General features: G+C 54.8%; 17 protein-coding genes and 2 pseudogenes. 5 read left to right on the top strand and 14 right to left on the bottom strand.

Annotated elements, in window-relative coordinates; all coding sequences use genetic code 11:
- Positions 1-4: 4 nt before the first annotated feature.
- Together GE278_04835 and GE278_04830 are read left to right on the top strand one after the other, a co-directional pair.
- A complete protein-coding gene (locus GE278_04835; GenBank protein QLK60144.1) occupies positions 5-859 on the top strand; it encodes a tagatose bisphosphate family class II aldolase in 855 nt (284 codons plus the stop codon).
- Between the two features lie 138 nt (positions 860-997).
- Positions 998-1705 carry a GNAT family N-acetyltransferase gene (locus GE278_04830; protein ID QLK60143.1) on the top strand — a complete coding sequence of 236 codons (708 nt, stop codon included), beginning with the start codon at positions 998-1000 and terminating at the stop codon, positions 1703-1705.
- A gap of 68 nt (positions 1706-1773) precedes the next feature.
- Here the strand turns inward: GE278_04830 and GE278_04825 are convergent, their stop codons facing one another.
- From GE278_04825 to GE278_04815, 3 genes and pseudogenes are all read right to left on the bottom strand, one after another.
- Positions 1774-2307 (bottom strand): GNAT family N-acetyltransferase, encoded by a 534-nt coding sequence (locus GE278_04825; protein QLK60142.1) that lies wholly within the window; start codon positions 2305-2307, stop codon positions 1774-1776.
- 57 nt (positions 2308-2364) lie between these two features.
- Positions 2365-3456: a bifunctional DNA-binding transcriptional regulator/O6-methylguanine-DNA methyltransferase Ada gene (ada, locus tag GE278_04820; protein ID QLK60141.1), complete on the bottom strand. Its 1092-nt coding sequence runs from the start codon at positions 3454-3456 to the stop codon at positions 2365-2367.
- Positions 3457-3539: 83 nt separating this feature from the next.
- A pseudogene (locus GE278_04815) lies at positions 3540-3764 on the bottom strand (GNAT family N-acetyltransferase).
- On the opposite strand from GE278_04815, the pseudogene GE278_04810 reads away from it, so the two are divergent.
- Positions 3758-3883, top strand: a pseudogene (locus GE278_04810) (transcriptional regulator). The pseudogenes GE278_04815 and GE278_04810 overlap by 7 nt on opposite strands.
- 26 nt (positions 3884-3909) lie before the next feature.
- Here GE278_04810 and GE278_04805 read toward each other — a convergent pair.
- A complete protein-coding gene (locus GE278_04805; protein ID QLK60140.1) occupies positions 3910-4791 on the bottom strand; it encodes a PhzF family phenazine biosynthesis isomerase in 882 nt (293 codons plus the stop codon).
- A gap of 151 nt (positions 4792-4942) precedes the next feature.
- Between GE278_04805 and GE278_04800 the strand changes: the two genes are divergently transcribed.
- Positions 4943-6223: a SidA/IucD/PvdA family monooxygenase gene (locus tag GE278_04800; protein QLK60139.1), complete on the top strand. Its 1281-nt coding sequence runs from the start codon at positions 4943-4945 to the stop codon at positions 6221-6223.
- A 60-nt stretch (positions 6224-6283) separates the two neighbouring features.
- On the opposite strand, the gene GE278_04795 is transcribed toward GE278_04800, so the two are convergent.
- Positions 6284-6934: a hemolysin III family protein gene (locus GE278_04795; GenBank protein QLK60138.1), complete on the bottom strand. Its 651-nt coding sequence runs from the start codon at positions 6932-6934 to the stop codon at positions 6284-6286.
- Positions 6935-7268: 334 nt separating this feature from the next.
- On the opposite strand from GE278_04795, the gene GE278_04790 reads away from it, so the two are divergent.
- Positions 7269-7877, top strand: a complete 609-nt coding sequence (locus tag GE278_04790; protein QLK60137.1) for an HD domain-containing protein — start codon at positions 7269-7271, stop codon at positions 7875-7877.
- A 57-nt stretch (positions 7878-7934) separates the two neighbouring features.
- On the opposite strand, the gene GE278_04785 is transcribed toward GE278_04790, so the two are convergent.
- The 9 genes from GE278_04785 to GE278_04745 form a co-directional block, all read right to left on the bottom strand.
- Positions 7935-8252 (bottom strand): hypothetical protein, encoded by a 318-nt coding sequence (locus GE278_04785; GenBank protein QLK60136.1) that lies wholly within the window; start codon positions 8250-8252, stop codon positions 7935-7937.
- 366 nt (positions 8253-8618) lie between these two features.
- The gene (gene rbsK, locus GE278_04780; protein ID QLK60135.1) at positions 8619-9551 is read right to left on the bottom strand and encodes a ribokinase; all 933 of its coding nucleotides are present in this window, start codon (positions 9549-9551) and stop codon (positions 8619-8621) included.
- Positions 9548-10492: an allose kinase gene (gene alsK, locus GE278_04775; protein QLK60134.1), complete on the bottom strand. Its 945-nt coding sequence runs from the start codon at positions 10490-10492 to the stop codon at positions 9548-9550. The genes rbsK and alsK overlap by 4 nt, the downstream gene beginning before the upstream one ends.
- Before the next feature lie 15 nt (positions 10493-10507).
- Entirely contained in the window at positions 10508-11188 is a 681-nt protein-coding gene (locus GE278_04770; protein ID QLK60133.1) for a ribulose-phosphate 3-epimerase, read from the bottom strand.
- A 48-nt stretch (positions 11189-11236) separates the two neighbouring features.
- Positions 11237-12310 (bottom strand): ABC transporter permease, encoded by a 1074-nt coding sequence (locus tag GE278_04765; GenBank protein QLK60132.1) that lies wholly within the window; start codon positions 12308-12310, stop codon positions 11237-11239.
- 11 nt (positions 12311-12321) lie between these two features.
- A complete protein-coding gene (locus tag GE278_04760) occupies positions 12322-13311 on the bottom strand; it encodes an ABC transporter permease (protein ID QLK60131.1) in 990 nt (329 codons plus the stop codon).
- Positions 13304-14836 (bottom strand): ATP-binding cassette domain-containing protein, encoded by a 1533-nt coding sequence (locus GE278_04755; GenBank protein ID QLK60130.1) that lies wholly within the window; start codon positions 14834-14836, stop codon positions 13304-13306. Before GE278_04755 ends, GE278_04760 begins: the two co-directional genes overlap by 8 nt.
- Positions 14837-14838: 2 nt before the next feature.
- Positions 14839-15822 carry a substrate-binding domain-containing protein gene (locus tag GE278_04750; protein ID QLK63195.1) on the bottom strand — a complete coding sequence of 328 codons (984 nt, stop codon included), beginning with the start codon at positions 15820-15822 and terminating at the stop codon, positions 14839-14841.
- A gap of 22 nt (positions 15823-15844) precedes the next feature.
- Positions 15845-16702: a DeoR family transcriptional regulator gene (locus tag GE278_04745; protein ID QLK60129.1), complete on the bottom strand. Its 858-nt coding sequence runs from the start codon at positions 16700-16702 to the stop codon at positions 15845-15847.
- Positions 16703-16897: the final 195 nt, after the last annotated feature.

Raw genomic sequence — 16897 nt, 5'->3', positions numbered from 1 at the left:
AACAATGTATCTAATTTCAAACAGGGAAATGCTGTTGGCGGCGCAGCGCGAAGGATATGCCGTGCCGGCCTTTAATGTCCACAATCTGGAAACCGTTCAGGTAGTCGCCGAAACCGCGGCAGCCATGAGTTCTCCGGTGATTCTGGCGGGCACGCCCGGCACGTTCAGTTATGCGGGAACGGATTACCTGATATCCATCTGTCAGGAAGCGGCGCGGAAACACCGTATTCCACTGGCACTGCATCTGGATCATCATGAAGAACAAAGTGATATCGAAACCAAAGTCCACGCGGGGATCCGTTCCGTGATGATCGACGCTTCACATTTTCCGTTGCCGCAGAACATCGAAAAGGTCAGGGAAACCGTGCGTTTATGCCACGCATTCGACGCCAGCGTTGAAGCTGAACTCGGCCGCCTTGGTGGGCAAGAGGACGATCTGGTGGTGGACGACGGAGACAGCTTCTTTACCGATCCAGTCGTAGCGAGACATTTTGTTGATGCCACCAACATCGATTCACTGGCCGTGGCGATCGGTTCCGCTCATGGCTTGTATCAGGGTGAACCTAAACTAGATTTCACCCGACTGGGGCAGATCCGCCAACTGGTCGATATCCCACTGGTGCTGCATGGCGCATCGGGGATCCCGGAGAAAATGATTCATCAGGCGATCGAACTGGGGATCTGCAAAGTTAACGTAGCTACTGAACTTAAGATCGCCTTTGCGGAGGGCGTAAAGCAGTATTTCTCCGAGCATCCGCAAGCAAACGATCCGCGAAAATATATCGTGCCAGGAAAAATCGCCATGCAAAAAATAGTCGAGGAGAAGATCAGGATTTGTGGAAGCGCCGGGCGGTTGTAACCATTTTACCCATTGCTAAATATCAGTGAAACCAGGCGGGGATTTCCCCCGCTTTACTGGCTTTTATAGCTGGTCCGGTTGCAGCCATCCATCTGTTCTGATTTTATGGATGCTCTTTGACAGTGAATGGAAATTGCTATGACAACCCTTAACCACTTTGGTCAACCCGTCGGTGATGCCCTGCCCGACTGGCAACCGCGTGAACGCCCGACGCATGTTCAGCTGGACGGTATCTGGTGTCGTCTCGAGCCACTAAACCGCGAGCGCCACAGTCAGGATTTATTCAACGCCTGGCACAGTATTGATGACAATCGTGACTGGACATATCTCTCGGTCGATCGCCCTGCCACGCAGGCAGAGTGCGATGCATTTATCAGTCAGCAGGAAAAAAGTGAAGATCCGGTGTTTTTCGCCGTGGTGGATCTGGCGACTCAGCGCGCCGTGGGCAGCGTATCTCTGATGCGTATTGATGCCGTCAACGGCGTTGCGGAAATTGGCTGGGTAAACTGGTCGCCGCTGATGAAGCGCACCCGCTTTGGCACCGAAGCCATTTATCTGCTGCAACGCTATCTTTTCGACACCCTGAAATATCGCCGCTGCGAATGGAAATGCCACAGCCTGAACGAACCGTCAAAACTGGCGGCTGAGCGCTTCGGTTTTCAGTATGAAGGAACGTTCCGTCAGGCTATTGTTAATAAAGGTCGGAATCGCGATACGCTCTGGTTCTCAGTGCTGGACCACGAATGGCCAGCGTCAAAAAGCACCTTTAATCGCTGGTTAAGTCCGGAGAATTTCACGGCTGAAGGCCAACAGAAACAACGGTTGGAAGATCTGAGGAAGAACTGAGAACGAAGGAAGAAGATGAACAGTTCCCGCATTTCTCTGGCGCGGGAACTGTAAAAAGTGCAACGCCATTACATTGCTGTCAGCAGCGTAATGTCTGGCCATGCATAAATAATATTGCGAGAACGCCATAGCGGCCCGGCATCGGTATAACGTCCGGCTTCCTTACCGCCCAGCGCGCGATAAAAACGGATGGCCGGTTCATTGCCTTCCACCACACCCAGCCCGGCACTGCAATAACCCTCTCCAGCAAGATGTCGTGCAGCGTCGGTGATTAAACGCTTGCCGATCCCCTGTCGTTTAAAATCGCCAGACACGTACAGGAATTTGATTTCAGCCATTTCCCCATATTCCGGGTTTGTCGAAGACGATGCCAGAGTGAAACCCGCCAGTTGTCCGCCAATCTCAGCCAGTAAAATGCACTGCCCGGCGGCAGGATTTTCAAATTTTTCCTGCCAGAAGACTTTCCGGCGCGGTACGTCCAGAGCAGAAAAAGCCTCTGGGGGCGCAAGATCCCGATAGGTATCGCGCCAGATAGCGACGTGCAAGGCAGCCAGTGCATCAATATCCGCAGGCTTAGCAAAACGCAGTGACAATTCAGGCACAAGATCCCTCGCTCAAAATCATAATTATCGAAAAAACAATCAGTCAGGCCAGTATAGTCAGCTTTTTTCTTCGCGCGCCAGCAAACTGCGTTTGCGCTCGACACCCCAGCGATAGCCGGAAATATTACCGTCGGTTTTCACCACTCGATGGCAGGGGATCGCGACAGCAAGTACGTTTGCAGCGCAGGCTCCGGCCACGGCGCGTACGGATTTCGGTGAGCCGATTTTACGGGCGATATCCGCATAACTGGCGGTAGCGCCCGCGGGAATAGCGCGCAGTGCCTGCCAGACGCGCTGCTGGAAAGCCGTTCCGCGAATATCCAGTGGTAAGTCGAGGCCAATGTGCGGCGCTTCGACAAAGCCGACGATCGACGCAATGCGTTGTTCAAAGTCCGGATCCCCCCCCAGCAGCTCTGCCTGCGGGAAACTATTTTGCAACTCGATGATCAGCGCCTGCGGATCATCACCAAGTAATATCGCGCAAATTCCCCGCTGACTCTCAGCAACTAAAATTGCGCCCAGCTCAGAGTCGGCGATCGCAAACCAGACACGCACATCACGCCCGCCGGAGCGGAAACCCTGCGGTGTCATACCTAATGTTGCGCCTGACGTTTCGTAAAACCGGCTATCAGATGGGTAGCCCGCCGCGTAGATCGCTTCGGTCACTGAGGCGCTTTCGGTCAGTTTTTCGCGAACCCGCCGCGTGCGCTGCGCCTGCTGATAGTCTTTTGGCGTGACCCCGGTTTGCGCTTTGAACAGGCGATGAAAATGATAGGGACTGATACCGACCGCCTCCGCCAGCTTATTCAGCGTCACGCCTTCGGCAGACTCTTCCAGCAACCGGCAGGCTTTTTCCACCCGCTGGGCATGAAATTGTGCCAGTGAGATAAGCCCCTGACGGCAACGCTTACACGGCCGGAAACCGGCCTGCTCAGCCGCTTCGGCGTTTGCGAAAAAAATAACATTTTCCGGGTTCGGCTGACGCGACGGGCAGGAAGGCGCGCAATAAATACCGGTCGTTTTTACGGCGTAAACAAATTGGCCATCGGCACTGGCGTCGCAGTTAACCACCGCAAGCCAGCGCGGATCTTGTGCAGATTTATTTTCGTTCGTTGCTTCCTGATGGAGAGTTTTTGTTTTGCCTGACATAGTGCGCCTCACGTTTCCCGACTGATTGAATCTCAGCTTAAGCGGCTGGCCTTCGGCGCGCCCTCCGGCTCTTGCTATCTTATTCAGTCCGCCATTATCAGCCCCACCGGCTCAGATGGCGTATTAAGGACCCACTGATAAAAGGCCAAATCCAGCCAGCGGTCAAATTTATACGCGGCGTGTTTTATCGTACCGGTATGACTGAAGCCGTTAATGGCGTCGATGGCACCAATCAGCGTATGTACATCCCGCTCACGGGCGGCGTCAATCAATGCCATCAGCAGCATTTTTCCCAGCCCTTTACGGCGCACAGAACTATGCGTTGTCCGCCGGATATGCGCTGACGTTTGGCGTCGATCTGCCGATTACGTTCAACAATCCTGGCGTAAAACCTTGCCGCTATTTGCTGGTAATGAGCGACAAATAGCGGCTGAAACCCGGTAATTGCTGAGTTTACAGGTCTAACGTGCCGTCGATCAGCGTACAAGTATCGCCGCCGATCCAGGGGTCGCCATCGATGAAGGTGACGGTGACGCGGCCATCGCGCTGTAGCCTGGTGCCCTGACGCACAAGGTATTTTTGGTCAGTGTTATTGCCGTCCGGGAAACCGGCTTCTTTCAGTACCCGCGCCAGACAGGCATTAGCACTGCCGGTGACCGGATCCTCTTTCAGCACGCCGTCTTCATCGATCAGCGCCCGCACTTCGTAATTCGCCGGGCCATTTTCATCATGCAAACCATAGACCGCCACGCCGTTGATGCCGAGCTGTGTCTGCAACTGGCTGATGGCTGCTGCATCGGCTTTAATATTCAGGCAGTCCTGCGCGCTCTCCATCCGCACCACCAGCCAAATAATGCCCATGTCTGCCTGAACTGGCATGACGTCAGCCTGTATTTTTCCGCCGCGTAACGCGCTGGCCAGCAATTCATAATACTCAGCCGCCAGGGGTTTCAGCACCGCAGGAGGCGCGGAAAACGCCTGCCCGCCTTCTGCCAGCTGGTTCACCTGAACCAGCCCGACGCCGCATTCCTGCACGAGATAACCCGGATTTTTTGGCGTCAGCCCGTTTTCTAACAGCGCGTACGCTGTACCCAGAGTCGGATGCCCGGCGAAAGGCAGTTCTTTATCGGTGGTGAAAATACGCACGCGGTAATCGGCCTCCGGCGATGTCGGTTTGAGTACAAACGCGGTTTCCGCCAGATTGGTCCAGCGCGCCATGGCGTACATTTCGTCATCGGTCAGCCCTTCGGCATCAAGGATCACGGCCAGCGCGTTACCTTTCAGCGGCACAGCGGTAAATACATCAACTTGTTTGAAACGACGCAGGCGGGTCATAGCAAATCCTTTTTAATCAGGGAGAAAGGGCGAAGTGACTGAGTTTAGGAATAATTCGATAAGTTATCGAGAAAAATGTCAGTCGCCAATGGCTGACCTACGCTTAAGGCACTTTCCATATCATTTCAATGAAAACACAAGGAACAGAAAGATGCCCACGAAGGATTTGATAGGTATTGGCATAGGGCCCTTCAACTTGAGCCTGGCCGCGATGGCAAAGGATACGGGGAAACTCGACGCCGCCTTCTTCGATGCAAACCCGGAATTCAGCTGGCACCCCGGCATGTTATTACCGACCGCCACCATGCAGACCTATGTCTTGCAGGATCTGGTAACGACCGTTGCGCCACGCAGTGAATTCTCTTTTATTAATTATCTGGTCGAACAGAAGAAAATTTACCGTTTTCTGGCCACTGAGCAGCTGATTATCAGCCGTGATGAGTTTTCCGATTATCTGCGCTGGGCTTGTGACCGCATCCCGGATCTGAATTTTTCCGCGCCGGTGGAGAGTATTGATTTCGATGATAAGCGTCAGGAATTCGTAGTCCGGAGCGAAAAAGGGGAACACCGCGCCCGCAATATCTGTCTCGGCACCGGCCACGCGCCGTGGATACCGAAACCGGCAAGGGCGGCACTGGGTGAAAACTGTTTCCATGCTGCCGAAATTGAACTGCGCGAGCCGGATTTCACGGGTAAACGTGTGGCCGTTGTGGGTGGCGGCCAGAGCGGCGCTGACATTATTCTTAATGCACTGAGCGGCCATTGGGGGGAATTCGCTGAACTGAGCTGGCTGTCACGCAGGCCGAACTTCCAGCCGCTGGACGAGTCGATTTTCACCAACGAATATTTCACACCGGAATATGTGAATTACTTCTACACCCTGCCGGAAGATGTGCGCGAACGAGAGATAGCCACCCAGAAATTGCCGTCAGACGGCATCAGTTACCACACGCTGGAAGATATCTATAAGCAGCTTTATCACCGTTTTGACGTGCTGCATCAGCCACGCAATGTACGTTTGCTACCGCACCGTGCACTCGATCATATCTCGCGCAACGACGCCGGAGATTTCAGTTTGCAGGCCAAACACGGGCTGGAAAACTGCGAAGAACATTTCAGAGCCGATATCGTGATTCTGGCGACCGGCTATCGGCCCGGCCTGCCGGAGTATCTCGCGCCGATGCTTGAGCGGATCCCCTATGACCGCGAGCAACATTTACCGCTGCAGCCGAATTTCAATCTGCGCTGGGATGGTCCGGCTCAGAACCGGATTTATGCGGTGAACGCCGGGATCCACAGCCACGGCAGCGCCGAAGGGCAACTGACCCTGACGGCGTGGCGTTCGGCGAAAATCCTCAATCATCTGTTGGGGAAATCGCATTACGATCTGAGCCCGGTGCCTTCGCTGGTGCAGTGGTGGGCCGGGACATAGCAGGCACAAAAAAGCGGAGCATCCGGCTCCGCTTCCGCTTTATACATCACTCAGTAAAGGCTAGACGTAGAAATAAATTGCCAGAAAGTGACAGGCGCTGCCGCCGAGCACAAATCCGTGCCAGATGGCATGACCGAATCGAAAGCGCTTCGAGGCGTAGAATATAACCCCGAGCGTGTACACCACGCCACCGATCGCCAGCAGCCACACGCCGCCGGGCAGCAGTTTCATCGCCAGCTGATAAATCACCACCAGCGACAGCCAGCCCATCGTAAGATAAGTGATAAGCGAAAGCACTTCGAAACGGTGTGCGAACGCCAGTTTAAAAATGACGCCGAACAGCGCCAGTCCCCAGATAACCGCCATCAGCCCTTTTGCCAGCGGGGAATTGAGCCCGACCAGCAGGAACGGTGTGTAAGTGCCCGCAATCAATATGTAGATAGCGCAGTGATCGAGCTTCTTTAACCAGTATTTCGCTTTCTCATGCGCAATGGCGTGATAGAGCGTCGAGGCCAGAAACAACAAAATCATGCTGCCGCCGTAAATACTATAACTGGTGATTGCCATCGCGCTGGCGTTTTCGCCCAACGCCTGGACCAGCAACAACACCAGCCCGACAATCCCAAATATCAGACCAACGCCGTGACTCAGGCTGTTGGCAATTTCTTCAGCCCACGGATATCCCTGTGGGGATGGAGATAACTTACCCATACGATGAGAACCCTCGAGGCAGAAAAATAAAATGACAGGTTATAAACTATCCTGACCAGCAGAGTAGCTGAGAACGATTCCAGTGTACACATGTACGCTTAAATTGAGTATTTCCTCCTGTAACAGTCTCTTAGCTGGATCATCATTTCCTGAGTATCAGACAGCAAAGCCGTTCAATTCATTCACTATGTTTATAATTTAGTCATATGACATTTTTACTGTGCGGGGAGTTTCCGCACCCAAAAACATGATTTTTTGTCACCAAGCGATTATCGTATAGCGGAAATCTCTGTAACGGTGTTCATCATGTCGTCAATTTGACTAAGGTTTGATTATGTCAGTAGCAACTCCCCCGCTGAATTTCGGCGCAATGACCGAAGTTTTTCAATTCCTGATGGAAATCGACAAACTGAAAAGCGTGCAACGCCGCACCAAGGTGTTAGGCACAGATCGTCAGGAGAATTCGGCAGAACATAGCTGGCATTTCGCCGTGGCGGCGATGTCGCTGGCCCCTTTCGCGCCAGAGGGTGTTGATATCAATAAAGTCATCCGTATGGCGTTGATTCACGACATCGTCGAAATCGATGCCGGTGATGTGCTGGTTTACGATCTGGCGGCCCGCGCGGCGGTTCACGATCAGGAAATCATTGCTGCTAAACGCCTGTTCGGCCTTTTACCCGCGCCGCTCAGCGTCCAGTTCCTCGACTTATGGAATGAATACGAAGCTGGTGAAACGCAGGAAGCGAAATTCGCGCTGGTGATCGACCGCATCATGCCGATGATCATGAACCTGAATAATCAGGGGCAGAGCTGGGTGGAAAACAATATCCGTCTGGAACAGGTTCTGGCCCGCAACGCCTTCATCGCCGATATCCACCCCGAACTGTGGCAACACATCCGCGGCCATCTGGATAACGCTCACCAGCAGGGCTGGCTGAAGTAATGTAGTTTCGTGGTGTGTGAAAAACCCCGTGGCAATGAGCCCGGGGCTTTTTTGTTTTTACGCCAGAAGTTTCTCCGTCGCCAGCGCAATCCCCGCCTTTTCTGACAGTTCAAACAACGCAGGCAGCAGATGCGCAGAGGCTTTCAGATACGCGCTTACCTGCGTCACGCCTTCCGGCGGCAATATTTCGCTATTCTCTAGCCCTTCGCTCAGGCACAGCAAACCGTGGCAAAGTCCTTCCGCAGATTCAGATGCGATAGCACCGAGATCGTAAAGCTGGGGATGAGTGAAATGGCTGAGATCCAGATCGGCAATCAGGGTGCGGAAAACGGTGAGGGAGTTTTCTGAGGTGGTTTCAATAATTGAATCAGTCATTTTAAAGCCTCGAGTACAGTATGTTATGCCCCACACGAGACGCTAACCTCGGGTGGTGGCTCAGACAGAGTTAGCGTTACCGGACTCGAAAACCGGCGCTTCCTGCGAAGCCCCTGCCTGAGCCACCATAATTTACAGGTGACTCAAAACCTGCGGCATTATGCCACAGTGCAATCGAGTAAATCTGATTCAGAACGCTAATTCTGACTGCGGTTCTTCCGCAGCGAGAGCACTATATTCCTGCCATTTTGCGAATGAAACGGGCTGGATGGATTTACAGGAAGTTGCTTTGAAATTTGGAAGATGTCTCGCAGGAATGACTCTGGTCGGCTCCTCCCCCTTTTCAGAGAGAGGAGCAAACACGTATCAAACCACCGCCACCTTCATTCTCTCTCTCGCCTCTTCATAGGTTGGCATCGACGCGGCCGCACCGGCTCTTTCGACACAAACTGAGGCATAGGCGGAAGCAAACAGAGCGGCATCCTGTAGCGTGGATCCGGCTGCGAGCTGTGAGGCGAGTGCGCCGTTAAAGGCATCGCCCGCGCCGGTAGTATCGACCGGAGTGGCAGGGCAGGCGGCGATAAGCCGGGTTTCTCCGTTGACCGACAGCAGTGCGCCCTGCGTGCCTAGTGTGATGATTAGCGCCTGTATACCTTTGGCGTGCAGCACGTGGGCGGCGCGTTGTGCCGACGGAATATCGCGCACCTCAATGCCGGTCAGCAGCGTGCATTCCGTGGCGTTCGGCGTGAGCAGATCCACCTGCGCCAGCAGAGGGTCGGAGACCGGCTGGAACGGCGCAGGATTGAGGATAATGTAGGTGCCATTTTCTCTGGCGATGCCGATCAGTTTTTCAATAGCCGGTAAATTATTTTCCAGCTGCGTCAGCAGGATATCCGCCGCCGCGACGGCGGGACGACACTGTTCAACCTCTTCATCAGTGACCGTAAGGTTTGCTCCCGGATCGACCGCGATCATATTTTCAGCGTCGGCACCGGCCACGTAAATCAGCGCGTTGCCGGTCGGGCAATCGCTGGTGGAAAACAGCGTGACGGCGTCGAAACCGGCACTGTCGAGATGGCGACGGGCGAACATGCCGAAGTCATCGCGCCCCACTTTGCCAATGTAATGCACCCGCGCCCCGGCACGCAGCGCGGCGACCGCCTGATTCGCGCCTTTGCCGCCTGCGCCCATCATGCTGTTGCGGGCAATCAGGGATTCCCCCGGCTGCGGAAAGCGCGCCATGCCTGCGACGATGTCGAGGTTGAAAGAACCAAATACGCATACCTTGCCTTTGTTCATGCCTCTCTCCTGAAGGAAAACGGTCGCGCTGCAACAGCAGGCTGCGACTGAAAAACGCGTTGTGCGGCTAAACATGCCCCCCGGCATCCGGTCTCGTCGGTGATGGCGCTAAAGTGAATACTCAGTCCTTTCGCCGGATAAGGGCTACGAAGATGACTGCGTAGTTGCTGCTCCAGCTGCGCGAGCGGGAAGTTCTCCATCGCCAGCACGCCGCCGCCCAGCACCAGGAATTCCGGATCCAGAATGTTCATTTCGCTGGCGACGGTACGTGCCAGGCGGGCAACAAATTCGATTAAATCGCCATGCCCGGCGTGCCGCGTAAAGAGCTCGGCGAAAGGCGTTTGAGGCGTATGTTGCCGCGCCCAGCCGGTCAGCCAGTTGCCGGAAGTCAGCGTCTCGACGCAGCCGGTTTTACCGCATGGGCACAGCAGCGGATTCCCCGCCAGCGGAATGTGCCCGAGCTCGCCAGCGCCGCCGTGTGCGCCGTGATAAAAATCGCCGTTGATCCACAAACTGTTGCCAAGGCCGGTGCCGAGATACAGTCCGACCGCGACGTCCGGCAGCACGCCATGCTGTTGTAAATCCCACCACATCAGATGGTTAACGTCTTTATCCATTGTCACCGGTAGATGCAGGCGTTCTGATAGCAACGCCGCCACCGGCTGGTTATCCAGCGCAGAGATGAACGGCAGCGACAGAACGATGTTGCGATCACGGGAGAGAATGCCCGGCAGACCGAGCATCACCTGCGCCACCTGACATTGCGGATCCTGCGAGTGCAGATACTCCGCGATCACCTCTTCCAGACCGCATAACGGGCTACTCTGTCCCGCCCAGCTCTGGGTCGGGATCTTATGGTAGCCACGAAACTGTCGCTGGCTGTCCATCAGCATTAAACGGGTGTTGGTGCCCCCGACGTCGACTCCGAGAAAGTGCGGCATACGGCTCTCCTGCCCTCAGGCTGCGTGACGCGCCTGACGCATCTGATCGAGCATTTTGTCCCAGGCGATATTCAGATCATCGTCCAGCGTGAACAGGCCGGAGCTGCCGACGATCAGCACTTCCGCACCCGCTGCCAGCAGATCCTGATAGGTGCGCAGGTTGCAGGAACCGTCGATCTCGATCAGATAGCGGTAACCTTTTTGCTGTTTGAGATCGCGCAGCTGAGCAATTTTACCCAGCATCTCAGGGATGAACGGCTGTCCGGCGTAGCCCGGATCGACAGTCATCACGGTGATTTTATCCAACAGATGAATGTAGTGCTGGATGTACTCCACAGGCGTCGCGGGATTGAGCACCACCCCGACCTTTTTCCCTAGTGAACGGATCTGGTTGATGATGCGGAACGCGTCACGGTTGATCGTTTCAGCATGCGGGCAGATGAAATCGGCACCGGCAAGGGCAATCGGCTCGATAAAGTCCGACGGGTTTTCCACCATCATGTGCACATCAAGAACCAGCGGCGTATGCGGGCGGATCTGCTCGATAAAGAATGGCGACAGCGTGATGTTTTTAACGTAATGACCGTCCATGATGTCGATGTGCAGCATGTCGGCGCGGCGATTCAGAACCTCAAGTTGTTGTTTGATGTCGATCAGGCTCATGCACATCAGCGACGGTGAAATTTTGTATTCCATGATGTTGTCCTTGGGTCAGAGGCAAAAGTAATCAGATAACTGAAAGCGTTAAGGTTGAGCAGCGCGCGCTTTGGCGGCACTCATGCGTCCTGCACGTTTTTGCAAATAGCGCGCACGGAGGAATTTCAGCGCCAGTACCACAATCAGTACTGCGCCCCACATCGCCAGGCTGAAATGCGGACTGACGTTCATCAGGTTCAGGCCAGTGGAAATCACTTGTAAGACGATTAGCGAAAGCACCACGCCCGCCACTTTGCCGAATCCACCGTTGGGGTCAGTGCCGCCGAGAATGATCGCCAGCACGGTCAGCAGCAGGTACGAATCGCCGTAGCCCATGCGCGCTGAGTTAAAGCGCGCCATCATGATCAGGCCAGCAATGACGCATAACATGCTGGAAATCACGTAGATGGCGATCAGCACGCGATGCGTATTCACGCCGCTGAAGTGGGTGGCGTTGATGTTGCTGCCGCTCATGTAGATGTATTTACCGAGACGCGTCCGTTCGAGGAACACAGCCACCAGCACCGCCGTGAGCAGGAAGATAATCAGCGGCACCGGCACGCCGAGCAGGGTTTCCGCGCCGATAAAGCGCACGATATCTGGCATTCCGCTGATGGCCGCACCGCGTGAAAGGTAGATGCCGACGCCGTTCACCATGGTCATGGTGGCGAGAGTGACCAGAATCGGATGCGCACCCACGTAGGCCACCAGCGCGCCGGTCAACATGCCGATCACCAGCGCCAGAATCATCGCGCCGATGAGCGCCAGCGTCAGCCAGACCGCCTGCATCGCCATGCTGGCGTCCGGCGGCAGCCAGGTCAGAAACACCCACGCCATCAGCAAGCTGGTCAGATTAGCGGTGGCGATAATGCACAGGTTCAGGCCGCCGCTGAGGATCGGTATAAACATCGCCAGCGTCAGTAAACCGAGTTCAGGTAGCTGGAAGGCGACACTCATAAAGGTGGCGTCACTGAAGAAACGCCCCGGCATCGCCAGGCTGAAACCGATAATGACCACCAGCAACAACAGCGATAATCCCAGGGTGGTGTTGTCTATTTTCAGGGAAGCCATTTTCAGCCGGGGCCGGGCTTTAAGATTCACATTTCTGCTTTTCGCGAACATAGCGGTTTTCCTCACGCAAAGCCGACTTCGGTTTCTTTGCGTTTCTTGTAATGGGTGACAGTGATGGCAGCGACAATTACCACGCCGATAACGATGTTCATGAAATAGCTGGAAACACCGATCAGATTGAGGCCGTTTTTCAGCACACCAATCAGGAACACACCCATCAGTGTGCCGACCACGCTACCTTTACCGCCGTTAAGGCTGGCACCACCGAGGACTGCGGCGGCAAGAACATCCAGTTCGCCGCCGACCAGAGCATTCGGCACCACTTCTCCGACGCGATACACCTGCACCAGCCCGCCAATCGCCGCCATCGCGCCGAGATAGCCGTAGGCAAACAGATGCAATAATCCGACACGGATCCCGATACGACGCGCGGATTCCTGATCGCCGCCGACCGCAAACAACTGCCGCCCGAGATGTGTTTTGTTGAGCAGGATCCAGCTCAGCCCGGCGACGCCCAGCATCACCACCACCGGCAATCCAATCTGATAATGATGCTCGCCAACGCTGAACGGCAGCACGCGAATGGGTGTGGTCAGCCAGTCCGGCAGGTCATACAAACTGGTGCCGTTGGTCAGCCACATCAGCATGCCGAACAACAGCGACTGCATACTGATGGTGACAATGATCGACACAATGCGCAGACAGTAGATCAGGATGGCGTTGATCATCCCGAGCACAGTGCCGATGGCGACAGCCAATAAAATGCTGCCGGTCGGGCTGCTCAGGCCATAGTGGATCGCCAGCGTGGCGATGATGTACTGCACCACCGAGGCCACCGCGGCGAAGGAGATATCGATGCCGCCGGTGACCAGCACCACAAACAGACCAAGTGCGAAAATGCCGCTGACAGCGTAGCTTTCGGTGAGATCCAGCAGGTTCTGTAAGGTCAGAAACTGATTAGTGAGCAGTGAAAAGGTGATGATAACCACCAGCAAGACCCAGGCTAAATAGCCTTCGTTGCTGGACGGGCGTAACCGGCTAAGCTTAAGCATTGACCGCCTCCGCAAGCTGTTGCTGCGTGATACCGCGCGGCAGGTATTCGCCCACCACCGTCCCTTCGCTGAAGTGCAGTACGCGGTCACAGTTGAAATAGACTTCCGGCACTTCGTCAGAAATCAGCAGGATTGAAATCCCCTCTTCCGCCAGCTGGTGAATAAGCTGATAAATGCTGGCTTTGGCGCCGACGTCTACGCCGACGGTCGGAGAATCGAGGATCAGGATTTTCGGCTGAGTCAGCACCCACTTCGCCAGTACGATTTTTTGCTGATTGCCGCCGGAAAGCGTGGAGATCGCCTGATCCGGATTGGCGACTTTGACACCGAGTTTTTCGATCCACTGCTGGATGATCTTGTTTCTGCGATATTCATCGATCAGATGAAAACGGCTACGCAGCTGATCCATAATCGCTAGCACCGTGTTGTCGCCGACCGACTGCTGCTGGATCAAGCCGAGGGTCAGCCGGTCTTCCGAGACATAGCCGATACCGGATTTGATGGCGTCTTCGTGGCTGCGAAAGCGTACCGGTTTGCTGTCGAGGTAAAGTTTGCCGCTGTCCGGTTTGGTCATGCCAAACAGGCTGAGCGCCAGTTCGGTGCGTCCGGATCCCAGCAGACCGCACAGCCCGAGAACTTCTCCGGCGTGCAGTTTGAAACTGACATCGTGGTACTGGCCCTCGCGGGTGAGTTTGTCGGCTTCCAACATGATGCGTTCGTCATTCATGTTGGCGGCTTTCAGGCGGTAATCGAGTTTAAGGCCGGTCATCAGCTCGGTCAGACGTTCGCTGCTAACCTCAGAAGCCGGGAAAGTGCCGACTTTTTTGCCGTCACGGATAACCGTCACGCTGTCAGAAATCTCCAGCACTTCGTCAAGGCGATGGCTGACGAACACCACACTGATGCCTTTGTTTTTCAGGTAATGTACGGTGCGCAGCAGTTGGTTGACTTCGGTACGGGTGAGCGAGGCGGTCGGTTCATCCATGATAACCAGCCGCGCATCGGCCACCAGCGCCCGGCAAATCGCCACCTGCTGACGCTGGGCAATCGGCAGCGCCGAGACTTTACTGTCGAGATTTAAGCTGTAATTAAGTTCGGTGAGAATACGTTGTGCGGTCTCGCGCAAGCGTGACGGGCGATACCAGCCCATCAGCCCGTGCAGGTTGTGGTCGAATGCGATGTTTTCTGCGACGCTCAGGTTGGGGAATAACGACAGATCCTGATAAATCACCTGAACACCAAACTGCCGCGCCTGATCCGGATTGAGTTTACTGAACGTTTGCACGCCATATTTCTGTGAACACAGTGTGATTTGGCAACCGTTATCCGGCTGATAAACCCCCGAGATCACTTTGATCAACGTACTTTTTCCGCAGCCGTTAGTGCCTGCCAGGCAGTGAACTTCCCCCGGCATCAGCCGCAGGGAGATATCGTTGAGCGCACGCTGTCCGCCAAAGGTCACCGACAGATTTTGTACGTCAATCAGCGGTTCGTTGTCTGTTTGAATGATCTCGGAGATTGCCATGATTACAGCCCCATTTTAACCAGTTTCGGCAGGTTGGCTTTGTCCAGACTTTCGGTTTCATTGCCCAGAATGGTGTGCGTGGCATCATCCACTTTCACTTTGCCCATGCCTTCGATGGTCATGCCGTCAGTGATTTTTTCGCCTTTTTCCAGTTTCTCAGCGATGCGCACGAAGACTTCACCAGCGACCATCGGATTCCAGATAAAGCCGCCTTTGATGGCACCGGCTTTCACCAGACTGGCGCCCTGACCCGGACTGAACGGCCCGAAAACGCAGATGTCATCGGTTTTCCCCCGGTTAAGCACCGCGCGGCCTGCGCCGATCGGGCCTTGTGAACCGATCGCCAAAATGCCTTTCAGGTTGGCATCTTTGGACATCAGATCATTGGTGGTACGAATACTGTCATCGAGAGATTCACCCACGCCAAATTTGTCGCCGACCAGATGCATAGCCGGGTAGTGCTCTTTCTGATAATTGATGGCGGCATCGGCCCATTTCTGATGCAACGGCACGGTTAAACTACCGACGTACACCGCGTAATCGCCTTTCTCTTTCATGCACTGCGCGAGGGCAACCATGTGTGTAATACCGTGCTGAGTGGCATCAACCATTTCAAAATCCCAGTCGGCGTATTTCTGGTCCGGCGATTCATGAACGATGACTTTGATCCCGGCATCGTGCGCACGTTTCAGCACCGGTTCGAGCACGCGGGCGTCGTTGGGCACCACACCTATCACATCCACTTTTTGCGCGATAAGATCTTCAATTGCGCGCACTTGCAACGCAGGATCCGCGCTGGTCGGCCCGACCTGCCACGCGTCGATCCCACGTTTGGCCGCTTCACTTTTGATCCCGGCTTCCATCGCGTTAAACCAGGCGTTACCGCCAACTTTCACCACCACTCCCATACGGATTTTGTCGGCGGCGTGGGCAGACAGGGACAACATGGCTGTGGCGAACAGGCAGGCAAGAACGGATTTCTTGATCATGTTTTCTCTCCAAAGAGGTTCAGTTATTTGCCGCAGCGAGAGGGCCGTTGCGGCTGTTTTTAGTTTTTTTCTGTAGGGGTGAAGGAGAAACCTCAATCACGTTGACGTTGCTCCAGGCCAGTTCCTGTCGGAATTCTTCATCCTCGAGATGGTCTGTTATCAGTGTGTCTATTTCCCGGTAGTGGCAGATCCGCGCAAAAGAGCGCCGGCCGAATTTGCTGGCATCGGCCAGCAAAATTTTGTGCTCGGAGGAAAGCAGCATTTGCTGTTTCAGCCGTGCGTGATGCTCATTACTTTCACGGATACCGCCTTCGTGGCTGATGCCGTGACAGGAGAAGAACAGTTTGTTGATCACAAACTCTTTGAGCATTTGTTCGGCCAGAACGCCGACAAAATCCTCATATTTCGCTGAATACTCACCGCCCAGCCCGATGACCCGTACATTGGCTTTTACCGCCAGCGTCTGAATGATGTGCACGGAGTTGGTCAGCACCACCAGCTGGATGTCCGGCAACTGCCGGGCCAAAAACCAGCTGCTTGAACTGCTGTCGAGCAGCAGGCAATCGCCGGGATTAATCAGCTGCAACGCACGCTTGGCGATGCGGGTTTTGCTGTCAGGGGACTGGTTACTGCGATCGCGAAACGATTCTCCCTGCTCAATCTGCGACGGCACCGCCGCTTTTTCAGATGCCGCATGTTGGGCAAATACCGCGCCGCCGTGGCTGCGTTGTAAAATCCCGCGCCTTTCCAGCAACGCCAGATCGCGCCGCGCGGTCTCCAGCGAAATGCGGCATAACTGCGCCACTTCCTGCACCAGAATGCGTCCGCGCTGGCTAAGGATTTCAGTGATAAAACGATGGCGTTCTACAGGCAGCATGTGGTGATTCCTCTTTCCCGATGTCAATTAGGATACGCAGCCGGATGCTCGCGGAATGCGCAGTGCCTCAAAAGCGACCGCGTGCATTTTTCGCCGCCGTCGTCATGTGATAGTTGTCACGAAAAGATGAGAAGAGATGAAATGTTAAAGTTTGGATCTGTGGCGGGAACGGCATTAAATCGTCATTCAGGCTGC

It is taken from the genome of Enterobacteriaceae bacterium Kacie_13, assembly GCA_013457415.1.
Classification (GTDB): domain Bacteria; phylum Pseudomonadota; class Gammaproteobacteria; order Enterobacterales; family Enterobacteriaceae; genus Rahnella.
Note: the sequence above shows the minus strand (reverse complement) of the source record. Positions and strands in the feature narration are given on the sequence as shown.